At 30.8% G+C, this 23,579-nt stretch carries 22 protein-coding genes; 7 read left to right on the top strand and 15 right to left on the bottom strand.

Features of this window, described 5'->3' with window-relative positions; translation table 11 throughout:
- Positions 1–90: 90 nt before the first annotated feature.
- The 8 genes from ACQ629_RS12920 to ACQ629_RS12885 form a co-directional block, all read right to left on the bottom strand.
- A complete protein-coding gene (locus ACQ629_RS12920) occupies positions 91–2,115 on the bottom strand; it encodes an oxidoreductase (protein WP_483705617.1) in 2,025 nt (674 codons plus the stop codon).
- A gap of 335 nt (positions 2,116–2,450) precedes the next feature.
- Positions 2,451–3,161, bottom strand: a complete 711-nt coding sequence (locus ACQ629_RS12915; RefSeq protein WP_483705613.1) for a pirin family protein — start codon at positions 3,159–3,161, stop codon at positions 2,451–2,453.
- A 76-nt stretch (positions 3,162–3,237) separates the two neighbouring features.
- Positions 3,238–4,107: a pirin family protein gene (locus ACQ629_RS12910; protein WP_483705611.1), complete on the bottom strand. Its 870-nt coding sequence runs from the start codon at positions 4,105–4,107 to the stop codon at positions 3,238–3,240.
- An 85-nt stretch (positions 4,108–4,192) separates the two neighbouring features.
- Complete coding sequence (locus ACQ629_RS12905) at positions 4,193–4,630, bottom strand: MarR family winged helix-turn-helix transcriptional regulator (RefSeq protein ID WP_483705609.1); 438 nt, start codon at positions 4,628–4,630, stop codon at positions 4,193–4,195.
- Between the two features lie 31 nt (positions 4,631–4,661).
- Positions 4,662–4,910 carry a glutaredoxin family protein gene (locus ACQ629_RS12900; protein ID WP_483705607.1) on the bottom strand — a complete coding sequence of 83 codons (249 nt, stop codon included), beginning with the start codon at positions 4,908–4,910 and terminating at the stop codon, positions 4,662–4,664.
- An 80-nt stretch (positions 4,911–4,990) separates the two neighbouring features.
- Complete coding sequence (locus ACQ629_RS12895) at positions 4,991–5,521, bottom strand: NADPH-dependent FMN reductase (RefSeq protein ID WP_483705605.1); 531 nt, start codon at positions 5,519–5,521, stop codon at positions 4,991–4,993.
- A 2-nt stretch (positions 5,522–5,523) separates the two neighbouring features.
- Positions 5,524–5,931: an OsmC family protein gene (locus ACQ629_RS12890; RefSeq protein ID WP_483705603.1), complete on the bottom strand. Its 408-nt coding sequence runs from the start codon at positions 5,929–5,931 to the stop codon at positions 5,524–5,526.
- A 6-nt stretch (positions 5,932–5,937) separates the two neighbouring features.
- On the bottom strand, positions 5,938–6,288 hold the full coding sequence (locus tag ACQ629_RS12885) for a DoxX family protein (protein ID WP_483705601.1): 351 nt from the start codon (positions 6,286–6,288) through the stop codon (positions 5,938–5,940).
- A gap of 116 nt (positions 6,289–6,404) precedes the next feature.
- On the opposite strand from ACQ629_RS12885, the gene ACQ629_RS12880 reads away from it, so the two are divergent.
- Complete coding sequence (locus ACQ629_RS12880; RefSeq protein ID WP_483705599.1) at positions 6,405–6,875, top strand: GNAT family N-acetyltransferase; 471 nt, start codon at positions 6,405–6,407, stop codon at positions 6,873–6,875.
- 84 nt (positions 6,876–6,959) lie between these two features.
- On the opposite strand, the gene ACQ629_RS12875 is transcribed toward ACQ629_RS12880, so the two are convergent.
- Both ACQ629_RS12875 and aceB read right to left on the bottom strand, forming a co-directional pair.
- Entirely contained in the window at positions 6,960–8,582 is a 1,623-nt protein-coding gene (locus ACQ629_RS12875) for an isocitrate lyase (protein WP_483705597.1), read from the bottom strand.
- Positions 8,583–8,666: 84 nt separating this feature from the next.
- Positions 8,667–10,262, bottom strand: a complete 1,596-nt coding sequence (gene aceB, locus ACQ629_RS12870) for a malate synthase A (protein WP_483705595.1) — start codon at positions 10,260–10,262, stop codon at positions 8,667–8,669.
- A gap of 150 nt (positions 10,263–10,412) precedes the next feature.
- Between aceB and ACQ629_RS12865 the strand changes: the two genes are divergently transcribed.
- From ACQ629_RS12865 to ACQ629_RS12845, 5 genes are all read left to right on the top strand, one after another.
- Entirely contained in the window at positions 10,413–11,891 is a 1,479-nt protein-coding gene (locus tag ACQ629_RS12865; protein WP_483705593.1) for a helix-turn-helix domain-containing protein, read from the top strand.
- A gap of 59 nt (positions 11,892–11,950) precedes the next feature.
- Positions 11,951–13,579 carry an acyl-CoA carboxylase subunit beta gene (locus ACQ629_RS12860; protein WP_483705591.1) on the top strand — a complete coding sequence of 543 codons (1,629 nt, stop codon included), beginning with the start codon at positions 11,951–11,953 and terminating at the stop codon, positions 13,577–13,579.
- Between the two features lie 18 nt (positions 13,580–13,597).
- Positions 13,598–15,595, top strand: coding sequence for a toxin-antitoxin system YwqK family antitoxin (locus ACQ629_RS12855; RefSeq protein WP_483705589.1), 1,998 nt, complete (start codon positions 13,598–13,600; stop codon positions 15,593–15,595).
- A 56-nt stretch (positions 15,596–15,651) separates the two neighbouring features.
- Positions 15,652–16,368 (top strand): YebC/PmpR family DNA-binding transcriptional regulator, encoded by a 717-nt coding sequence (locus ACQ629_RS12850; protein WP_483705587.1) that lies wholly within the window; start codon positions 15,652–15,654, stop codon positions 16,366–16,368.
- Between the two features lie 873 nt (positions 16,369–17,241).
- Positions 17,242–17,421 (top strand): hypothetical protein, encoded by a 180-nt coding sequence (locus tag ACQ629_RS12845; RefSeq protein WP_483705585.1) that lies wholly within the window; start codon positions 17,242–17,244, stop codon positions 17,419–17,421.
- 57 nt (positions 17,422–17,478) lie between these two features.
- On the opposite strand, the gene ACQ629_RS12840 is transcribed toward ACQ629_RS12845, so the two are convergent.
- Positions 17,479–18,873, bottom strand: coding sequence for a vWA domain-containing protein (locus ACQ629_RS12840; RefSeq protein WP_483705583.1), 1,395 nt, complete (start codon positions 18,871–18,873; stop codon positions 17,479–17,481).
- Positions 18,874–19,045: 172 nt separating this feature from the next.
- Here ACQ629_RS12840 and ACQ629_RS12835 point away from each other — a divergent pair, with 172 nt between their 5' ends.
- Entirely contained in the window at positions 19,046–19,651 is a 606-nt protein-coding gene (locus ACQ629_RS12835) for a hypothetical protein (RefSeq protein ID WP_483705581.1), read from the top strand.
- Between the two features lie 3 nt (positions 19,652–19,654).
- Here the strand turns inward: ACQ629_RS12835 and ACQ629_RS12830 are convergent, their stop codons facing one another.
- From ACQ629_RS12830 to ACQ629_RS12815, 4 genes are all read right to left on the bottom strand, one after another.
- A complete protein-coding gene (locus tag ACQ629_RS12830) occupies positions 19,655–20,722 on the bottom strand; it encodes an AMP-binding protein (RefSeq protein ID WP_483705579.1) in 1,068 nt (355 codons plus the stop codon).
- A 198-nt stretch (positions 20,723–20,920) separates the two neighbouring features.
- The gene (locus ACQ629_RS12825) at positions 20,921–21,868 is read right to left on the bottom strand and encodes a lysostaphin resistance A-like protein (protein WP_483705577.1); all 948 of its coding nucleotides are present in this window, start codon (positions 21,866–21,868) and stop codon (positions 20,921–20,923) included.
- A gap of 44 nt (positions 21,869–21,912) precedes the next feature.
- On the bottom strand, positions 21,913–22,953 hold the full coding sequence (locus ACQ629_RS12820; RefSeq protein ID WP_483705575.1) for an o-succinylbenzoate synthase: 1,041 nt from the start codon (positions 22,951–22,953) through the stop codon (positions 21,913–21,915).
- 101 nt (positions 22,954–23,054) lie between these two features.
- The gene (locus ACQ629_RS12815) at positions 23,055–23,567 is read right to left on the bottom strand and encodes an SRPBCC family protein (RefSeq protein WP_483705573.1); all 513 of its coding nucleotides are present in this window, start codon (positions 23,565–23,567) and stop codon (positions 23,055–23,057) included.
- Between the last annotated feature and the right edge of the window lie 12 nt (positions 23,568–23,579).

The following is a 23,579-nucleotide window of genomic DNA, read 5'->3' as shown; positions in this document are numbered from 1 at the left end:
TTGTGATTAATTTGCTAAAAATACTGTTTAATTATGCAACAAAAAAATCCTACTTGATGTAGGATTTTAATATTTTAATTTTTCTTATTCTTAAATTTCCGCGGCCAACCTACTTCCTTGGTTTATAGCTCTTTTTGCATCCAGTTCTGACGCAAAATCTGCTCCACCTATTACATGCGTTTTTATTCCTTTAACTTGTAAAGGTTCTAGCAACTCTTTTAATGGAACTTGACCTGCACAGATAATTACATGATCAACTGCTAATATTTTCTGTTCTTCATTTTGGGTATAATGCAATCCTTCATCATCAATTTTAGTGTATTGTACTTCATTAATGAATTGTACTTTTTTCTTTTTTAAAGTTGCACGATGAATCCAGCCTGTTGTTTTCCCAAGATTTGCCCCAAACTTTCCTTTACTTCGTTTGAACATAAAAATTTCTCTTGGGGATGGATGTATTGCTGCTTTAACACCTTCTATTCCACTTCTTGCGGTAAGAGTTTTATCAATTCCCCATTCTTTTAACCAAGCATCAATATTTAACGCAGTGCTTTCTCCTTCATGTGCTAAATATTCTGACACATCAAACCCAATTCCTCCTGCACCAATAACGGCAACTCTTTTACCTACCGGTTTTTTTAATTTAACAACATCAATATAACTTAATACTTTCACATGATCGATTCCATTAATTTTTAATTCTCTAGGCTTTATTCCTGTTGCTATAATTACCTCATCAAAATTACCTTTCGCTAAATCATCAGCAGATACTCTTGTATTTAATTTTACAGTAACATTATGCAATTCTAATTGTTTATTAAAATAACGAATTGTTTCATAAAATTCTTCTTTCCCCGGAATTTGTTTCGCTATATTAAACTGACCTCCAGTTTCTTTATCAGCATCAAAAAGTGTAACCTCATGCCCTCTTTGAGCTGCAATAGTTGATGCCGCCAAACCTGCGGGCCCTGCACCTACAACTGCGATTCTTTTCTTTTTTTCTGCTAAATTATAATTAAATTCTGTTTCATGGCAAGCTCTCGAGTTTACCAAACAGCTTGCTACTTTTTTCTGAAAAGCATGATCTAAACAAGCCTGATTACAAGCAATACAGGTGTTTATTTCATCATCCTTTTCTTCTCTAGCTTTGTTTACCCATTCAGGATCTGCTAAAAACGGACGTGCCATTGAAACCATATCGGCATGTCCTTCTGCTAATACTTTCTCTGCCGTTTCTGGCATGTTTATTCGGTTAGAAGTTATCAACGGAATTGATAATTCTTCTTTCATTTTTTGTGTTACCCAAGTAAACGCTGCTCTTGGTACCGATGTTGCAATAGTAGGAATTCGTGATTCGTGCCAACCGATACCCGTATTAATTATAGTGGCTCCTGCCTTTTCAATCTCTTTACCTAACTGAACAACCTCTTGCCATGAGCTTCCTTGTTCAACTAAATCTAACATTGATAATCGGTAAATAATAATGAAATTTTCACCTACACTTTTACGGATTTTATGAACTAACTCAATTGCTAAACGGATTCTATTTTCATAACTTCCTCCATAATTATCGGTTCTCTTATTTGTTTTTTTGACAATAAACTCATTAATCAAATACCCTTCTGAACCCATAATTTCTACTCCGTCATAACCAGCTTCTTGCGCTAGCTTTGCACAGTTCACAAAGTCTTTTACAGTTCTGCGAATTCCCGATTGTTTTAAAGCAAACGGTTTAAACGGATTAATTGGTGCTTGTATTTTTGATGGTGCTACCGTTACTGGGTGATACCCATAACGACCTGAGTGTAAAATTTGCATGCAGATCTTTCCTCCTTCTTTATGCACTGCATCTGTAACTACTTTATGTTCTCTTGCATGTTTTTTAGTGCTCATTCGAGCAGAAAAAGGTGCCGTCCAACCTTGAATATTTGGTGATATTCCACCTGTAATAATTAATCCGACTCCTCCTCTAGCACGCTCTGCGTAATATTCTGAAATTCTTTCTGTTCCGTTTTTTTCTTCCTCTAAACCAGTATGCATAGAGCCCATTAAAATACGATTTTTTAAGGTTGTAAAACCTAAATCTAATGGTTCAAATATATGTTTGTATTTCATGAATTGAATATTTAAAAGTATTATGCATGCATAATACTTTGCAAGATATGTTTATTTTTTGAACTTAAAAAGTAAAAGAGTTAGAATGAAAAAGATGCAATGAGAATTGCAAATGAGAGTAAATTTGGTTTAGGTGGAGCTATTTTTTCTAAAAACGTTAAAAGAAACAAAATTAACTGAAGATCATTTTGATACTGCAAAAATCTATCGATGCTCTTCGAAGGTGTAAAAAATTCTGGTTTTAGAAGAGAACACTGTGGTTTTAGTGTTAAATAAACAATTAATAAATTCTAACAAAACAAGCCCTGTTCTTTTTTAAAGAACAAGGCTTGTTGTTAAGTATTCATGGGTACATCAATAACCAATAATTTACTATGTTTATTGCCTGTAATATTTACAGTTTCTGTATTATAAATACCTATTGCGTCTCTTGTTTCTAGCGTTTCATTTCCTATGTCAATCGATCCATCTATTAAGAAAAAATAAGCGGAATTTTTTAATTCATATGTAACTTCTATACCTTTATCTAAATCAATCATTGCTATATATCCTTGTTGATTTATAGGTAAAGAGTCTGCTATTTGTTTATTTCTGGGAGAAACTAATGTTTGAAATTTGTTTTTCCTGCCCGCTTTATCAAACATTTTTTGATTGTAGTGTGGCGTTACATTTTCTATTTCTGGGATAATCCAAAGTTGTAAAAAATTAACTTCATCTGTTTTACTATCATTAAATTCAGAATGTGTCAAACCTGTTCCGGAACTCATCACCTGCACTTCTCCTACTTCTATCGAACGTTTGTTATTCATACTGTCTTTATGAGACAATGCACCTGAAATAGGAATAGAAATAATTTCCATGTTCTTATGAGGATGTGTACCAAAGCCCATTTTTGGCTGTACAATATCATCATTTAAAACACGGAGCATTCCGAAACTCATTCTTTCAAAATTTTGATAACTTCCAAAACTAAACGTGTGATTAGACTTTAACCAACCATGATCTGCATAACCTCTAGAGGCCGCTCTGTGAATTATTTTTTTCATCGTTTTAAATATTTATCGCGTTCATAAAGTATATATAATGGCGACTGTTAGAACCTAAACTGTTTTTTAAAAAAGATTAATATAAATAACCCATTTTTCCTTTTTGATAATCACGCATAGCTTCCATAATTTCGGTTTGCGTGTTCATTACATAAGGTCCGTATTGCGTTATTTTTTCTTTAATTGGCACTCCTGAAAGCACCAACAAGTTGGATGTATCTTTTGCTTCAATTTTTATTGCATTTCCATCTTCACTGAAAACAACCATTTGTATTTCTCCTTTTTTTAATACTGTTGATTCATTTATCAGAATTTCACCATCTAACAAATAAACTAACGACTGATGATCTTCAGGAATATTAATCTCTATACTTCCTGATTCTTTAGCTTTTAAGGTAAAAACATTCACTGCTGTTTGTGTTTTTATCAAACCAACTTTATTATTTTGTGTTCCTGCAATAACTTTTAACTGAATAGTTTCATCATCGTTTTCAATTACAGGGATATATTCACTTTTTAAATGTTGATAATTCGCTGGCATCATTTTTTTTGAAGCTGGCAGGTTTAACCACAATTGAATTCCTTCTAAATCACCTCCTTTTTTAATAAATTCTTTTGACGGACCTTCTGCATGAATTATTCCTCTTCCAGCCGTTGTCCATTGCACATCTCCTGCCTTAACTAACATTTCATTTCCTAAGGAATCTCTATGTAATTGTTCTCCCTTAAATAATAATGTAATTGGTTCAAAACCACGATGTGGATGCGGTCCTAAATCAAACGGATTGTTAAATTCACTAATTGCATACGGTCCGTAATGGTGTAATAATAAAAAAGGATCTACATTTTCGATGCCTTCTGTTGGCAATGGTTGACGTAGTTTTATTGGCCCCATGTTAACTAAAGGACTCGCTACTTTATGTTGTATTGTTTTTAGTTTTTTCATTTTATATTGATTTAACATTAAATAATCTCCATGGAAAATATCTTTACATAATTATTCAATTTCAATCTTTTATCTAATAAATATATTATCTTATTTTATCTAATAAATCACTCAGTTGAGCGGCTTCTTTTTCGGTTAAATTACCTAAATAACCTAAATTCAATGATGTATCAATTGTAGTTAATAATTCTAATCCTTGTTTAGAAATATTAATATAAACGACTCTTCTATCATGCTCACAACGAATTCTTTCTATGAATTTTTTGTCGCATAATTTATCCATTAAACGAGTTGCGTTAGGAGCACGCTCTATCATTCTATCTTTAATAACCTGTACCTTTATGGCTTCGCCCGCTCCTCGTAAAATTCTTAGAATATTAAATTGCTGTGGTGAAATACCATAAGGTTTAAAAAACTCGTTCTCGTTACTACTTAACCAATTTGCAGTGTACTTAATGTTTATTAATGCCTTTACTTTATTATTTGGAAACTTAGATTTTATGTCTTTAGAAATATCTCCCATTTTTAATTGATACTAATTAGTAAAAATCAGCTTAACCCTTTAGGCTAGCTTCTTTTAATATTTTATTAAACTCATCAGAAGTTGGTGTTAAATACACCTCATCATTAATAAATAATGTTGGGTATTTTAAAACTCCGTCATACAACTCTTTTGTATGTTCTTTAGCTTTTTCATCAGTTGCAACATCTTTATACTCAAATGGAATATCTGCCATTCGTAAATAATTTTTAAAAGCTACTGTATGTGCATGTCCTTTTCTTCCGTATATAACAATCTTCATTTTTTATTTCTTTAATTAATCCAAATTTACAAAAAACACTTTTAAATTCCAAGGAATATAAAGTCAGTTCATGCAATGTTTTATAATGATCTTTTAAATATTAAAACAGCCTTTTCTAATTGATTTTTTAAAGCTTCATCAACAATAGTATTCTCTTTATAATTATCAAAGAAACTAGGTAATGAAAAACTTGCAACTACATTTCCGCCCATATGTGGAAATCCGTTTTTAGCTATTGATAAAGCAGATGCTCCACCTCTTCCTCCAGGAGAAGTTGCCATTAATAACATCGGAACATTATTCCATAATTTCTGATTAATACGAGATATCCAATCATATATATTTTTAAATGCCACAGTAAAATTCCCATTATGTTCTGCTAATGATAAAATAATTCCGTCTGCATCTTGAATTAAATCAAAAAACTTCTGAGCATTCTTTGGAATTCCATTTACAGTTTCTTCATCGATTCCATAAATAGGTAAACTAAAATCATTTAAATCTAAGACATTTATTTCTGCCTCATCAACTAAACTAGAAGCATAAATTGCTAATTCCTTATTTATTGATTTTTTACTATTACTACCTGCAAATGCTATTATTTTTTTCATTCTTATATTATTTTTGATGTTATAGGAGTTACTCCTTTTACCATTTTAGCAACAGGACATTTCGCAGCCATTTCTAACAACTTAATTCTTTGCTCCTCTGTAGTTTCTTTTTCAAAAGATATTTCTTCTGTTAATGTTTTTTTAATTCCTTCGGATGTTAACTCTTCATTCTGAGTTACGTTCACCGTTATTTTACCAACATCCCAGTTTTTACGTTCTGCATACATTCTTAATGTAATTGAAACACAACTTCCAATTGCTGTTAATAAATACTCTACAGGTGTTGGCCCTTTATTATTACCTCCTTTATTTATTGGCACATCAATTACCGCCTTATAATTTCGCATAGTTGCCTCTGCAAAATAATTATTAGTTGTTAATATGGTTTCTGAAGATACTTTACTTGCCATTTATCTTTATATTTTTTTACTATACACATACGAAGTTATTAATAAAATCATTGCAACCAATGCTGCTGTTTGCTCACCATCATCAATCATAACGTGCGCAAAAAAAGCGAGTATAAAAGCAAAGAAAAAACCTGCATATACCCATTCTTTAATTGTTTTATTTGCTACAAACCATATAGCAATAAGCCCTAATATTTTTGCTACTGCATACGGATAAATAATATATATTGGGTATCCAAAATTTGTAAACATCTGCATTACTGCTTCATGATTAAACAAATACATTCCTGCAGAAAACAACATTAATAATGATAATAAACCTGTTGCTACGTAATATATAATTTTATTTTTTTTCATTTTTATCTGTTTAAAACCTTATGCAAAGGTACTAAATTATATTTTATTTTCCATGGATATTAATTTCAAGGTAAGTTTCAATATTTTAAAACAATAGTATTTTATACTTTTGTAAAATGAATACAATAGAAATAGAAAATTTTAAAACTGAATATTCTGCTCATTTTTATAATATGAATATAGAATGGCTGAAAACCTTTTTTTATGTTGAACCTTTTGATGAAGAGGTTTTAAGTAACCCTATTAAATATATCATTAATAAAGGCGGACATATATTTTTCGCAAAATTAAATGATGAAATTGTTGGTACAGTTGCCTTAATGCCTAAAGGAACTACTTTCGAGTTAACGAAAATGGCAGTTTCACCAAAACACAGAGGTTTTAAAATCGGACAAAAATTAATGCAGCATTGTATAAATTTTGCTAAAACTGAGTTACAATTAAACAACTTAATTTTATATTCCAATACTGCCTTAGAAAACGCAATTTACATCTATAAAAAATATGGATTTATAGAAATCCCTGTTGAAGAAAATTGTCCTTATGAACGATGTAATATTAAAATGGAATTACACCTAAATAATTAAAAAAACTCCAGCTTTCGCTGGAGTTTTCACTTCAAAATAAAATATACAATTAACTAATTATACACTTTAAATTTATTAAATTATCTATACCGCAACTTCAATTTTTCTGATTTCTTGCTTATTTAATTCAAACTGATTTGACGTGTTTTTCTCACCCCCTGCTTTTAAAGCATTATCACCTGCAAAAAAGGTTTTATGATCATCACCCAGGTTAGACCCTGCCATTCTTTGATGCTTCACACACGAAACTCCTTTTCTGATTTCTTGTCTTTGCACTCCTTTTACATAGGCTAACATTCCGTCTTCTCCAAAATAACCTTCCGTTAAATCATTCATATGAAGCGCTGTTGTATGATATGTTGGCAAGGTTATTAAATGATGAAAAATACCAGCTTCACGTGCACTATCTGCTTGAAAAGTTCTAATTTTCTCATCCGCTATTCTGCATAATTCCGAACCATCATATATAACATCCATTAAATTATTTTTATCATAAAAGGACATGTCTTTTCCCTCAATAAACATTGTATCGTATACTTGATTACGGAAATTTAATGTCCAATTAAAAGAAGGCGAATTATTATATACTAATTTGGCATTAGGCACAACTTCTTTTACCCTATTAACCATATTTGCAATTTGCCCTACATGCGGAGTTGGCGTTTCGATCCATAATAAATCTGCCCCATTTTGCAAACTCGTAACACAATCTAACACAACTCTATCGATATTAGAACCTTCTTTAAATTTATACAATCCGTTTGCCAATCTTACCGGACGCACTAATTTTCCGTCTCTCTTCAATAAAACATCATCCTCCTTAGCTTCATCAATTGCAATTTCTTCTGCTTCTACAAAAGCTAAGTATTGCGATGCTAAATCTCCTGGCTCTTGACTTACCGGTAATTTTTGAGTTAAACCTGCGCCTTCAGAATCGGTACGCGCCACTATAACTCCGTCTTCTACACCTAATTCTAAAAATGCATATCTAATTGCGTTTAACTTCGCAATAAAATCTTCGTGAGGAACCGTTACTTTTCCGTCTTGATGTCCACATTGTTTTGCATCAGAAACCTGATTTTCAATTTGAATAGCACAAGCTCCAGCTTCAATCATTTTTTTAGCCAAAAGATACGTTGCTTCTTCGTTACCAAAACCGGCATCAATATCTGCTATAATAGGCACAATATGTGTTTCAAAATTATCTATTTTATCTTGTACATCTTCACCGTTTTCTAATCTTCTAAATAAATCATTCAACTCAATTGCATCTGCTTGACGTAGAAAATCATAAATCTCGCTAATTAATGAAGAAACGACTGTTTTTTCGTGCATTGATTGATCTGGAAGCGGTCCAAATTCAGATCGTAACGCTGCTACCATCCAACCCGATAAATACAAATATCTTTTACTAGTTGTTTGATGATGTTTTTTTACTGCTATCATTTTTTGCTGCGCCACAAATCCGTGCCAACAACCTAAAGATTGCGTATATTTTGATGAATCTGCATCATATTCAGCAATATCTTTTCTCATGATACCTGCTGTATATTTAGCAATTTCTAAACCTGTTTTAAAACGATTTTGCGTAATCATTCTAGCTGCATTTTCAGAAGTAATAGCATCCCAAGTACTACCGTATTTTTTCTTGAGAGATTTTACGGTTTCTAATGCCGAATTATAACTTCCTTGCGCTAAATTTTTCATAAGTTTGTTTTTTAATTATTAAAGTTTTCTAGATTTTGATAATTCCGTCTCGCAAACTATTGCCGTAGTTGCGAGACACTTTTTTTATATGTGTTTGTATGCCGAAAGCGTTAAAAACTCTTTGTATTCTGTTGATACAACTAATTCATCAAATAGCTCAATCGCTAGTGTAAATTTTCCATTTGTAAAATTACTTTCGCCTACTAAATTTTTAATTTTTTCTAACTCCTCTTTCTTTAATGATTGATACATCGATAGATTAAATATTCTACCGTCTTCAATTTTTACATTGCGATGCAACCACAACCAAACCTGTGTTCTTGAAATTTCTGCAGTAGCAGCATCTTCCATTAAGTTATACAAAGCTGCCGCTCCGTTTCCTCGCAACCAACTTTCCATATATAAGATACCAACATTTATATTTTTTCTAATTCCCTCTTCAGTAATGGTTCCTTTTGGCATTTCAACTAAATCAGCTTCAGAAATTTTTACATCATCTCTAGAAACATATATTTGGTTTTTAGTTGTCATACTTTCATTAAAAACATCCATTGCTACTTTTACCAAGCCGGGATGTGCAACCCAAGTACCATCATGCCCATTCTTTACTTCTTGCTCCTTATCTGCAAATACTTTCGCAAAAGCAGCATCATTAGCTTTTTCATCATTTTTAATCGGAATTTGGGCAGCCATACCTCCCATTGCATGTACTTTTCGTTTATGGCATGTTTGAATTACACGCAATGAATACGCTTCCATAAACGGAGTTTTCATTGTTACCTGATCTCTATTAGGAACCATAAAACCTCTATGATTTCTAAACTTTTTGATATATGAGAAAATATAATCCCATCGACCACAATTTAAACCAGCCATGTGATCTTTTAACTCATATATAATTTCATCTAACTGAAAACTAGCCGTAATTGTTTCAACCAACACCGTTGCTTTTATTGTTTTCTGCGGAATATTTAAATAGTCTTGTGCAAAGACAAAAACATCATTCCACCAACGAGCTTCTTTATAATGTTCTAATTTTGGTAAATAGAAATAAGTTGCCGAGTTTTGCTCTTGTAAGGTTTTAATATTATGAAAAAAATACAATCCGAAATCGACCAAAGAGCCAGACATTTCCTCTCCACTTACAACAAAATGTTTTTCATTTAAATGCAACCCTCTTGGCCTTACCAACAAAGTTGCTGTTTGATTATTTAACGAATATGTTTTATTTTTTTTCTCGTTATAAAATGAGATTGTTTTATTGTTTGCGTCTCTTAAGTTAATCTGACCTTCTAAATTATTTGAGATATTAGGAGAATTACTGTCTTCAAAATCTGCCATAAAAGTTTTAGCTCCAGAATTTAAAGCATTAATAACCATTTTACGATCTACCGGCCCGGTAATTTCAACTCTTCTATCTAATAAATCGTGAGGCAATTCTGCACACACCCAATCACCATCTCTAATAGCTTTTGTCTCTAAAGGAAATGAAGGATAATTACCCATATTAAAATAAGCTTGATCTATTTCTCTTTCCTCTAATAATTGTAATCGCTTTTTGTTGAATTTTTCATGAAGATGATTTAAAAATAGCTTCGCTTCATTTGTTAAAATACTTTTATAATTAGCTTCATTAAAACCTATACATTCTATTTCTTTAATCAAAACACCCTGATTCATAATAACTTAATTTTAGTAATTGATAGTTCAATAATATAAAAAATAAATCAAAACAAATAGCGAACGTTCGCTAAATTAAATAAATATTCTAATTTTTATTAATTCGCCAATTTTAATACCTTTGAATTGCGAATCTTTTAATTAAAAATTTTGGAAGAAGAATATATTAGACTTGTTTTTGGATTAAAGCTAAAACAAATACGTACAGATAAAAAACTATCTCTTTTTGGGTTAGCTAAACTTACAGGTTTATCAAAATCTTATTTAAACGAGATTGAGAAGGGAAAGAAATATCCTAAGACAGATAAAATTGTTATTCTTTCAGAAAAACTAGAAGTTGCTTACGACTACTTAGTTTCTTTAAAACTTGATAAAAACCTTGCACCTATTGGCGAAATTTTGCAATCTAAAATTTTAAAAGAAATTCCGTTAGATTTATTCGGAATTAAAGAAAGCAATTTAATAGACATTGTAGCAAATGCTCCTGCTAAAGTAAATGCCTTTATTAGTACTATTATAAAAATATCTCAGAACTATAATTTAACTCGGGAAAATTTTTTCTTAGCTTCATTACGTTCTTACCAAGAAGCGCATAATAATTATTTTGAAGATATTGAAACCAGTGTTATTTCTTTTGCAAAAGCTTATCAAATTGACCTAAACAAACCAATAAAATCTAAAGACTTAGAGGAAATATTAACTGAAGAATATGGTTACACCATTAATAATGAAGAACTTTCTAAGCATCAAAAGTTATCAGAAATAAGAAATATCTATATTCCAAAGAACAAAACATTACTTATATATAATGATATAAATGAGGCCCAGAAAACTTTTATATACGCTAAAGAAATAGCCTATAATTATCTAAAAATAGAAAACCGTTTATATACTTTTCCTTGGATAAAATTCGAGAGCTTTGATCAGGTTTTAAATAATTTTATTGCCTCTTATTTTGCTGGTGCTTTAATAATACCTAAAGATAATTTAATTAAAAACTTAACTCACTTTTTCTCATTAAAAGAATGGCAACCGCTACAACTACATAAAATAACTAAAAATTATAATTGCTCTGATGAAACATTTTATCAGCGATTAACTAATATTTTACCGAAGCATTTTAATATAAAAAATTTATTCTTTTTACGTTTTACACATAAAGAAAACTCAGCCTTTTTTAAACTATCAAAAGAGCTACATATTACACAACAACAAGCACCACATGCTAATAGAAATAACGAGCATTATTGTAGAAGGTGGCTCTCCATAGAAACAATAAAAGATTTAGAAAAATCGACAGATAAAAATTCATCTTACGGAATACAAATTTCCTCTTACGAAAACACAAAAAACGAATACCTAGTATTATCTGCTGCTACTTCTGACCCCTTTAAAGGTAAAAACAACCGAAGTGTAAGTATTGGCATGTTACTTTCACCTCATTTAAAGAAAAAAATTCAGTTTTTTAAAGAAGATACTTTTACAAAAAAAATAGTAGGTGTTACCTGTGAAACCTGCGCTATTAAAAACTGTGAAGAACGTGTAGCCGAACCACGTATTTTAAACAAACAATCTAGAAACAACGAAATTGCAAAAACCATAGAAAACATCATTCAATCATACACTTAAACGCCTTGTAGTATAAACGGTTTTTCTTACTTTAGCAATCGCAAACAAATAACTTAAAAATGGATCTTAACTTCAACAAAAACGAAGACCACAATAAACTTTTAGCATCAGATTTACGCACACGTTTCGCCAAAGTAAAATTAGGAGGCGGACAAAAACGTATTGATAAGCATCACGAAAAAGGAAAATTAACCGCAAGAGAGCGTATTGAATATCTTTTAGATGACAATACTAAATCGATAGAAATCGGTGCTTTTGCTGGTGAAGAAATGTACAAAGAACATGGCGGGTGCCCTTCTGGTGGTGTGGTTGTAAAAATAGGTTATGTTAGCGGTAAGCAATGTATTGTTGTTGCAAATGATGCCACTGTAAAAGCTGGTGCTTGGTTTCCTATTACAGGAAAAAAGAATTTAAGAGCACAAGAAATATCTATAGAGAATAAATTACCAATTATCTATTTAGTAGATTCTGCAGGTGTTTATTTACCATTACAAGATGAAATTTTTCCTGACAAAGAGCACTTCGGAAGAATTTTTAGAAACAATGCGATTATGAGTAGTATGGGAATTACTCAAATTTCTGCTATAATGGGTAGCTGTGTTGCTGGTGGTGCTTATTTGCCAATTATGAGCGATGAAGCTATGATTGTAGACAAAACAGGAAGTATTTTCTTAGCAGGAAGTTATTTAGTAAAAGCTGCAATTGGCGAAAGTATTGATAACGAAACATTAGGTGGCGCAACAACACATTGCGAAATTTCTGGTGTTACCGATTATAAAGCAAAAGACGATAAAGATGCTTTAGATAAAATAAAATTTGTTGTTGATAAAATCGGAGATTACGACAAAGCTGGTTACAGCCGTAAAGAAGCTTTTCCTCCAAAAGAAAACGAACAAGATATTTTCGGAATTCTTCCGAAAGAAAGAAATGCACAATACGACATGTTAGAAATTATCAATCGTTTGGTTGATAATTCTGAGTTTGAGCAATATAAAGAAGGTTACGGAAAAACAATTATTACAGGGTACGGTCGTATAGATGGTTGGGCTGTTGGAATTGTTGCCAATCAACGAAAATTAGTAAAAACTAAAAAAGGCGAAATGCAATTTGGAGGTGTGATCTATAACGATTCTGCCGATAAAGCGACTCGTTTTATAGCCAACTGTAATCAGAAAAAAATACCTTTAGTTTTCTTACAAGATGTTACTGGTTTTATGGTAGGTTCTAAATCTGAACATGGCGGAATTATAAAAGACGGTGCCAAAATGGTAAATGCGGTAAGTAATTCAGTTGTTCCTAAATTCACCATCGTTATTGGTAATTCTTACGGAGCAGGAAACTATGCTATGTGTGGTAAAGCTTACGACCCAAGGTTAATTGCTGCTTGGCCTAGTGCTGAATTAGCAGTTATGAGCGGTAACTCTGCTGCAAAAGTTTTACTCCAAATTGAAACTGCTTCGCTAAAGAAAAAAGGAGAAGAAATTACTCCTGAAAAAGAAGCTGAATTATTCGATAAAATAAAATCTCGTTACGACAATCAGATTTCTCCTTATTATGCAGCTGCAAGAATCTGGACAGACGGTGTAATTAATCCGTTAGATACCAGAACATGGATTTCTATGGGTATTGAAGCTGCTGATCATGCTCCTATCGAAAAGAAGTTTAATTTAGGTATTATTCAAGTATAATTTCACACATCATTAGTTATGAGAAAAAAGATTTTATGGACTGTGCTAGTAGCCTTTTTCGGGTTTTTAGCGTATCAAACTTATGTTTTTACACTTGCTGGAGAAGATAATATAAAACCTATTTACCTTGTACCTAGTGATGCTGTTTTTATTTTAGATACCGAAAGACCTATTGATACTTGGGAAGAAATTAATGCTAGTGAAATATGGCAACACCTTAAAAAGAACGCTTATTTTAATGACATTAGCAAAAGTGCAAATACACTCGACAATATTGTAAAAGAGCAAAAAAGCATTCTTGATTTTATTGGTGAGCGCGATGTATTAATATCTGCGCATGTTTACAAACCTAAAAATTACGACTTTTTATATATTATTGACCTTGAAAAACTCTCAAAACTCGATTTTTTTAAAAGCAGTATATCACAACTAACAGGCGACGGTTTTAAAATTACTAAAAGAATATATCAAAACCACGAAATAACAGAACTGTACGACAAGAACAAAAGAGAAACATTGCATATTGCTTTTATCAAAAATCAGTTAATAGCTTCGTACACACATATTTTAGTAGAAAACTCAATAAATCAATATCAAAAACCCGTAATTGGTAGAGATGTTAATTTTGTAGAAATCACTAAAGAAACCCCTGAAGATGGATTTTTTAAAGTGTTTTTTCAATACAAATATTTACATAAATATCTTTCTTGTTTTACAAACGAAGCAAATAAAGACGTTATTGAAAATATACAAAACTCACTTTATTATTCTGGCTTTGATATTTCTTTAATTGAAGGAACTATTATTCAGGCTGAAGGATTTACCAATGTGCAAGAAAACTCAGAAAGCTATTTAACTGCTATTCAGAAATCGGGAAAAGGAGAAAGAACTATTGCTAGTATCGCTCCAAAAAACACTGCCTTATACGTAAGTTTTGCTTTTGATAGTTTTGAAACCTTTCATGAAAATTTCGAAGAACTAAAAAAAGAGAAACCTCAGGAGTTCGAAACCTATAATAAGCAAATTAAAGAAATAGAAAATACACTTGACATCAATATAAAAGACAATGTGTACAGTTGGATTGGTAATGAAGTTGCTTTAATACACTTTAACTCTTCACTTTCTAGAAACAAAAAAGATGTTGCGGCAATTTTTAAAACTACCGATATTGATGACGCTTCTGAAAACTTGAATTTTATTCTGTCAAAAATCAAAGAAAAAACACCTTTACAATTTAAACAAATTACCTACAAAAAACACACTATTAACTATTTAGACTTAAAAGGTTTTTTTAAAATAGTTGCTGGTAATATGTTTAAAAAAATGGAAAAACCATATTTTACTATTATTAATGATTTTGTTGTTTTTAGTGCAAGTCCGAATACTTTAAAAGAAATTATAAACAATAGTATTACCAATTACACTTTAACTTCGTCTAAAGAATTTGAAGAGTTTAATTATTTATTTGATGATAAATCTACCATTTTCACCTATATAAATACGCCTTACATTTATAATGATTTAGTAAGTTTTGTTGATAAAAAAACACAGCTTCAAATAAAGAAAAATAAAGATTATTTTATCTGCTTTTCTCAACTTGGTATCCAATTAACTTCTGAAGGGAATATTTTTAAAAGTAATATCACAACCACTTTTAACAACCCAAAATATGTAAAAGAGCAAGTATCTTTTAATCAAAAATTAAAGAAAGAATTAGCGCTAAAGATAAATCCCAAAAAAGATACTCTTTCTGTAAAATCTGCTGATGCTGTTTTTAATATTAAAGAAATTAATCCTTCTGATTTAAGTGCTAATGAATACAAAGAATATTATAGTAACGGAAAACTAAAGTTTGAAGTACAACTAGATGATGGTTTACTAGACGGAAGATATAAAATGTATTATCCTAACGGAAATATAAAAATAAAAGGAAGCTACAAAAACGGAAAAAAATCAGGTACCTGGAGAGCATATGATGAAAAAGAAAATAATCTGATTATCAAAAAAAGATTTTAATTGTAATTAAATAATGCAATAGTTACATTTGCCGTTGCATAAACAAAACTTAAAAAATGGGAAGAGCATTCGAACTTAGAAAAGGACGTAAAATGAAGCGTTGGTCTGCAATGGCTAAAACATTTACCAGAATTGGTAAAGATATTGTAATGGCAATTAAAGACGGAGGTCCGAATCCTGACACAAACTCGCGTTTAAGAGCTGTAATGCAAAATGCAAAGGCTGCAAACATGCCTAAAGACAATGTAGAGCGTGCTATTAAAAAGGCTGCTGATAAAGATACTAGCGATTATAAAGAGGCTTTATTTGAAGGCTATGCTCCGCACGGTATTGCTATTGTTGTAGAAACTGCAACCGACAATAATAACAGAACTGTAGCTAATGTACGCGCTATTTTTAATAAATGTGATGGTAATTTAGGTACATCAGGATCCGTAGTTTTTATGTTTGATCGTGTTTGTAATTTTACAGTTAAAAAAGAAGATATTAAAGTCGATTTAGAAGAGTTAGAACTAGAATTAATCGATTTTGAGGTTGAAGAAGTTTTTAATGATGATGAAGGAATTATTATTTATGCGCCTTTTGAACAATTTGGGACTATTCAAACTTATTTTGAAGAAAACAACGTAGAAATTTTATCTTCAGGATTTGAAAGAATTCCAACCACAACTACAAAGCTTTCTGAAGAACAGCAAGCTGATGTTGAAAAGCTTTTAGAGAAATTAGAAGAAGATGATGATGTACAAAATGTATATCACAGTATGGTTATGTAATAATCAACAAATATCATATGTTTCAAACAAAACCTTCTATTATATAGAAGGTTTTGTTATTTATATCTAAAAATAAAAAACAGCTTTGACCAATAATTAACTTCATTTAAACTATAAATGGCACAAGTTTTGATTTAACACATTTAGTATTGATTATGTCGGGGGACTTAATTTTTAATAAATAAAGGAGCATTAATTGCTCCTTTATTTTGCTTTAAGCCCTTATTTTTTTAATTAATATAAATATGTAATCGAATATTTTATAGGTTACACAACTTAAGTTAATAGCTCTATATCAACTAACATCTCCTTTTTCACCATCTATTTTTACTTAAAAAAGATTATGTTTTAATTGTATCTAATTTATTTTGATATTATCATTTATTAAGAGTCTTTTTTATCTACCTTATTTTATTTAAATTATATTTAGGTATTAATTTTTTTTTAACGGGATGATAAATAGAGTTTTTATTAAATTTATCATCCCCTTAATAATGCTCACTTTGGCGGGTATTATTATTTCCCTCCTTTATTCTAAACCTCTAACCTTTTTAATTTCATTGATTATCTCCATATTCGAAACAAAATAATCGATGGTTTTAATCTGACATGACACATAATTACATCAAGTATTTACTAAATTCTCTCAACTAATTACTCCTGTTTTACCGTTAAAACCTACCTCTTAATTTATATATTATTTTCATGTAAAATTTAAGGGCATACATGGTTAAATATTAAAAGAAACTCTAATGGTTTCTTTTTTTGTTTTGATTTACTAAAAAAGTATGGTAAAACCGTAGATATATTATGGTTTTTTATCTTCACCTTTATTTTTAATTACATAGTTTTGAACAACTTAAAACTTTAACCATGTTAAAAAACATATCAAAACTAGGTACTACCCTAAACAAAAAAGAGCAGAAATCTATTAACGGAGGAGGTCGTTGGAAACAATGTGGACCTTCAACTTGTTGTCTTACATTACCAAGCGGTTATGAATTGAGAGAACCTTGTCAATGTTATTCTTGGGGAGGCTGTATTTTACTATAATTAGTAGAATAAATTACTGATAGTTTTTAAAAACTATCAGTAATTTATTTTCATATTTTATACTCCTACATACTTCTCTATTAATCTGACAATTAAATCATTTAATTTTTCAACTTTAAAATCACTTGTAGTGGGTTTTAAGTGTTTATTTCCTATTCCGCTATCATCTGTTAAAAAAACATAGGTTCCGTTTGTAGAAACGCTAAAATAACGCATTAAATACTCAACAGTTTTATCTGCTCCACTAGCAACAATCGGAATAATTTTTATCCCTTTTTCCTGAGCCTTTTTTATTTCTGCTTTAATAACTGCAACGTTTTCATTATTTAAATGTGGTGGAGCATCTAATAATAAAAATAAAATTTTCGCTTTAGCATTGGTGTTCCAAGACTTAGATAAAGAAACTCGCAATGCTTCTTCTACAGCCTCTTCATAATCACCACCGCCACCAGCCCTTTGATTAGACAGGTTTTCTTTTATATTAGCAATATCTGTTGTAAAATCAAAATCTCTAACAACATATTCATCACCTTTGTCTCTATAAAAAGTTAACCCTATTCTTTTTTTCTGAACACTTGTGTCTATACGTGTTATAATGTTTTCTACCTCCGATTGTAAGTAGTTAATTTCATCTCCCATCGATCCTGTTGCGTCAATGGTAAACATAATATCTATGTCCTTTAAATTTTCATTTGAATTGTATGTAAACTTAGCGACCGTTACTTCTTTGTTTATTCTCAATCCTTTTATCTCATTTTTATAAACTACTTGAAGCGTATAGTATTTACTATCTCCTTTATAAACGATTGCTTTACCAAAAACATCTGTCTTTGCTTTATGTACTAACTGGTTTTCTGCATTTATAAAGAATACTGTAGCGTTAATAATTGGTTTTTCTTCAAGATCATTTACAAATACCTCCACTCTATTACTTAAAGAGAAATCCCAATTATTTTTCACTTTTAAAAAGTTCTTGTTTTTTGCTAAAAGCTTCCATTCATCCCATTTTTCTATATCGTTAATTTCTCCTGCTGTTAATTGACCTGATTGTGGAGTATTTCTTTTTTTTGAGGAACTTTCTTTTATTTTTATAGATGAAGATGAATACCCTAGAGCTTTACTTTCTTTTTTAAGTCCCATAGCACTAATTACAACTTCATCTAAAAGACTATCAGTATTCATTGTAACGTTTATTGTTATCTTACCCTTTACTATTCTTTCGATTGTTTTCATTCCAACAAATGAAAAAACTAATACATCTCCTTTACTTGCTTCAATTGCATATTTTCCATCAAAACCTGTTTCTGCACCAATTGTTGTTCCTTTTACCAAAATAGTTACACCTGGCAAAAACCCTGATTCATCAGAAACAGCTCCCGTTATTGTTTTTACTTGTGCTTGCATTAAAGACACGGTAAGTATTAGAAATGCACAAATTATTTTCTTTAGCATAGTTGTAGTTTTTAATTTGATATAAACCTACAGCTACTTATTAAAACAAAAAATGACCAATGAGTAAACACTCCTTTTCAGATGGTAAAAGAGTACACTTACTTAGTCTCACTTTTTAAAAAGACCTATTTCTATTAATTTTCAATATATTTATCAAAAAGATAAAATTGATATGATTTTTTACGGAACAAAAGGTTCACTCTTAAACAACGAAAGAAAAGGCGGAATAAAATGTGATAATTGTAATGAAATTACAAATCACAACATTTCTGTATACGGAAAGTACGGATACTTATATTGGATTCCTGTTTTTCCAATGAGTAAAAAAGTTTTTTCTGAATGTTCAAACTGTAAAATCACCAATGATTTTAAACAAATGAATGAAAAGCTTAGAGATGCTTCTGCTGACGTAAAGCGGAATACAAAAACACCAATTTGGTATTGGTCTGGTTTAGGTATTATTGCTTTATTAATTAGTTTTGGTGCATACTCTTCTGGCAAGCATAAAGAAGATTTAGTTAATTATATTAAAGAACCTGCTGTTGGTGATGTAATTGAATTTAGAGTTACTGAAACAGGATATTACTCTACTTTAAAAATTAAATCGGTTACCAATGATTCTATTTTTGTAATTCAAAATAATTATGAAACTGATAAAAAGAAAGGGATTTCTGGTATCGACAAAAGCAAAAATTATACAACAGCACCTTATAGTTTGGGTAAAAATGAAATTCAAGGGTTCTTTGATAAAGGCTTATTTTATGATATAAACAGATAGTGTTTAAAACTTAACTAAATCCAGCGTTTTTTTTCGTTGGATTTTTTTTGTTTCCGTCTCTATAAACTGAGGTAGAAAATAAATTTCTTTAGGGATTTCGAATTTAGAAAGTGATGCCTCTTTTTTAATTTTTGATAACAAAAAATTCTCACCTCTGCTCGAAGTGACATCTTCAATAATTAATATTAACTTTTCTCCTAAAACTTCATCTTTAATTCCTGCAACAAAAAAACGTTGCTCGATAATTTCCGACAACTTCTCTTCTATTTTCTCTGGATGTAATTTTATTCCTCCAGAATTTATAACATTATCGTAACGTCCTAACCATTCAAACTCGGTTTTAGAAATAAGCTTTACAACATCATTCGTCGTGATTATTTCTGATGTTACTTTTGGTGCTTCAATTATTAAGCAATTTCGGTCATCCTGACTTATTAAAACATTTGGAAGTGTTTTATAAAGACTTCTCGACTCCGCTCGAAGTGACAAATTATTTAATTTTTTAACCGCAATATGCGTTATTGTTTCTGTCATTCCGTAAGTAGCGAATACTTTTGTAGAAATATTTTGAATCGCTGAAATTAAATCATTCGATACTACGCCACCACCAACAATTAATTGATCTATTTTATGTAATTCATTCAACGAATTTCTTAGCTGTAACGGAACCATTGCAGAGAAATCATATTGTTTTTTTATGCTTTTTAACGGATTCGAATCTGGTTCTACAATATCTAACTGCCAGCCTAAAGTTAAAGCGCGCACCAACATCATTTTACCTGCAATATAATCAGTAGACAAGCACAACAATGCTATTGTATTTTCTTTTAAATTAAAAAATGCTCCTGTAGCTAAAGCGGAGTTTTTCATAAACTCTTTTTTTAACGCTATAGGCTTTGGTTTTCCAGTAGATCCTGACGTTTGTACAATTACAAAATCCTTTTCATTAAACCAATCCGTTAAAAAAGAAGTTACCGAACTTGAAATATTTTCAGAAAAAACAAGCAGTTCTTCTTCGGATGAAAATGATGCTCCGTTTAATTTAAAATTTTTATGAAACTGATTTTTCATATCTATAGTTAATGATTACTTCATTCTTCAACCTCGTAATGACGTTAGGATTTATTTTCCTTTCATAATTATACTTTCACGTCATTCCTAATTTATTTCGGAATCCCATCTATCAAAAAACAGCTTCTTATTATGAGAACCTAAAACAAGTTCAGGTTGACGAATTGCATTTACCATCAATAAACGATAATAACTAAACTATAACGATTCTATTTCTAATGGTTTTTCAATTTTACCCACCAACTTATCCTTCAAGTTTGTCCAACCATATTTTTTAGAAAATAAAAATAAAAGCAACGGATACAATACAAAAACAGATAAAAACATTTCAGAACCAACCGAAGGCTCAGAAGTATCAATAAATAAAGCTTCTGTTTGAAAAACCATCCAATCGGTAGTTACTAAAAATGCTGCTATAATGTTATTTACAGCATGTAAACCCAAGGCTAATTCAGTTCCCTCATCCATTAAAGTTGTAATTCCGAAAAAGAAGCCTGTTCCTATGTAAAACACCATAGAAATATAGCCTAATTTTTCAACTTCAGGATTTGCACCATGCAACAAACCAAAAGCAACTGACGTTATAATCAAGGGCATCCATCTATTTTTAAACCAAGTTCCTAAACCTTGCATAAAATAACCACGAAATAATAGTTCTTCAAAACTTGTTTGTAGGGGCAAAAACAAAAAAGAAATAACTACTAAGCTAAAAAACGGAACGGGTTTAAAATTCCATGTATAACTTTCAGGTTCTAAAAAAATGCCCAATAATGTAATACTAACAGCTACAATTCCCCAAGTTATAAATCCAAACCAAAATCGATTCCAATCAATAGTTTCTCTGCTTGTTATTACTGTTTTTATAGCTCTTTTATGAATATATTTTATCGTTAAGAATAAAAAAAGCAAACCGATAGCAAACATGGTAATCATTAAAAATAAAAACAAATTCTTATTGATACCTAAGCTCATAAAGCTATCATTCGCAGCGCGAGAAAACTCTCCTAAATCTGATGAATGCAATGCCGCTACAACTGACAAAGGAATAACACCAATAAATTGCCAACCAAATATAACCAACAAAATACCCGTTAAATAATAAATCCAATCGTTTCGCCCTTTATAAGCTTGCTGTATAAAATTCATCTTTTAAAAGTATGATGAGACTCTGAAACAAGTTCAGAATAACGTTAATCTAAATTAAATTTCCACTGTTTTTTACTATTGTACCCTAAACTACCTTCAGAAACCTCTAACGGGCTCTCGAAATTATTGGTAAACAAACTACCGGTTCCTAAACCTTGTGGCAATTTAGTGTTTAAAACATATGTCCATTGTGCAATGGCGTTTAACCCAATATTACTTTCTAATGCTGACGTAATCCAATTATCGGCATTGTATTTTTTGGCTATAGAAATCCACTCTTCACTACCTTTAAATCCGCCTACTAAACTCGGTTTTAAAATAATGTATTGTGGTTGTATGGTTTGGATGCATTTTTCTTTTTCTTCGGATGTAAAAATACCTATCAACTCCTCGTCTAAAGCAATTGGTAGTGGCGTTTTTTCACACAACCTAGCCATTTCTTGCCATTGTCCTTGTTTTATCGGCTGTTCGATGGAATGAATCTCTAATTCAGCAAGTCGGTGTAATTTCTCTAAAGCATTCTCTGGCGTAAATCCGCCATTTGCATCTACTCGCAAAGTGATTTCTTTTGATGAAAATTCTTTTCGTATCGATTTTAATAAATTGATTTCTGTATCAAAATCGATTGCACCAATTTTCATTTTTATTGTTGAGAAACCTTGTTGTAATTTATCTTTTATTTGCTGTTGCATAAAAGATTTATCACCCATCCAAATTAGTCCGTTGATAGATATATTTTGTTTTCCTTTCGTAAAATCTGATGGAAATAATTCAAACGGATTTTCAGCTTTTAGTGATAAAAACGCTTGTTCTAATCCGAATTTAATACTCGGGTAATGAATCGTTTCTGCTAGTAAAGCTGTTAAACCTACATTAATATTTTGGCAAACCCAATTTAATTTCTCTTCATAGTTTGGTGTGTCGTCAATACTTAATCCTCTAAACAATCCGCATTCTCCAAAACCTTGTTTGTTATCTTTTGATAACTTTATAAACCAAGTTTCTTTGGTTTTTAAAACACCACGAGATGTTCCGCTAGCATGTTTAAAATTAAGAATGTGTTTATGATAGGTTGCTGTTATCATTTTAACCGATTATTGGTTTGCGTTAGGGATTGCAATGAAAATCCTTTTGTGAGGCACGAGCAAAAGGTTGTAATGTAAAGCCCGCTCGAACGCCCAAAAAATTATTTTTCTAGCGTTGTTTTTAATTGATTCATATAGCCTAAACTTAATTCTTTAAAGGTTCCTTTAAAATAAGGAAACAAACAAGCCGTCATATATGACTTACTATTTACACTGCAATTTTGGACTAGTTTTGTTTTATTTCCGTTGGCGATAAAGTTAAAATCATCTGTTTTTATCATTTGAGCTGAATCGAACTGATAGGTGATTTTTTGATTCGGAATATAAGCCGTTATTTTCTGAATCATTTTCATTTCTTGTCCGTTATTTATTGCAATAACAGTATAAGTACTTCCTATTATTCCTGGTTTTTCTTCAATTGCTTCGATAGACTTAATATCTGGTAACCAATTTTTCATTAAATCAACATTGGCTACGTTTTCGAAAACTTCGTTTATTGGTTTATCTATTTCTATTTCGGCGGTATAAGTAACCTCGGTAATAACCACTCCTGTTAGTAAAAACATGACTACTAAAGCAGAAACGATTCCTAAAATTATTTTTATTGTTTTCATAATTATTTTTAA

This window comes from Tenacibaculum sp. SM2510, assembly GCF_057002845.1.
The sequence above is the reverse complement of the archived record's forward strand: the minus strand, read 5'-3'. Positions and strand labels throughout refer to the sequence as shown.